The organism is Cupriavidus sp. IK-TO18, assembly GCF_015549295.1.
GTDB classification, from domain to species: domain Bacteria; phylum Pseudomonadota; class Gammaproteobacteria; order Burkholderiales; family Burkholderiaceae; genus Cupriavidus; species Cupriavidus oxalaticus_A.
In genome coordinates this window covers 1-590 of sequence record NZ_JADGMP010000088.1, presented here as the reverse complement: position 1 = coordinate 590, position 590 = coordinate 1, and the positions used below count along the sequence as shown (strand labels likewise).

The 590-nt window shown below is 60.7% G+C and carries 1 pseudogene; it reads left to right on the top strand.

Annotated elements, in window-relative coordinates:
• Positions 1 to 77 precede the first annotated feature (77 nt).
• Positions 78 to 590, top strand: a pseudogene (locus IPF36_RS34220) (hypothetical protein); the annotation flags it as partial.

Here is a 590-nt window from a genome sequence, read left to right as displayed (position 1 = left end):
AGGCGACCAGCAACTACGCCAAAAACCAGTCTCTACCCGGCCTGCAATCCTCCCCCAGCGCAGCGGTATCCGCGATCATGCGTATCCTCGTGGAGTCGGAAGGCTTCAAAGCATCGCTGAGTTCGACCGGCAACGCACTTGGTATGGAGGTCGAACGCTTTGAGTTCGACACAGGCTACCACATGGAGCACATCACGCAGGTCAGGGCGTCGGGTTCAGGCGACCTTGACCTGTCGGTCATATCCTCGAGCAAGGACTACATCTCCGCTGGTGCGGCGGGCGGCAACGATACGATTCAGGTCGTTGGGCACCGGATGATCGGCGTTACCGGTCAAAACGGCAACGACCATATCTCGGTCATTGGCCTCGCAAGCGACAGGCCGAGCGCTTACTATGACCCGACTGTCGATGTTGTCGATGGGGGTGACGGCAATGACACAATCGCAATCGCAAGCCAGGGCGGAGTGAGTCGCACCAGCGGCGGCGACGGCAACGATGCCATCGCCATTACAGCCCGGGGCCTGGTGGATGTCACCAGCGGCGGGGATGGCAATGACGCCATCGCCATTTCCACGACCGGCCGCGTTGAT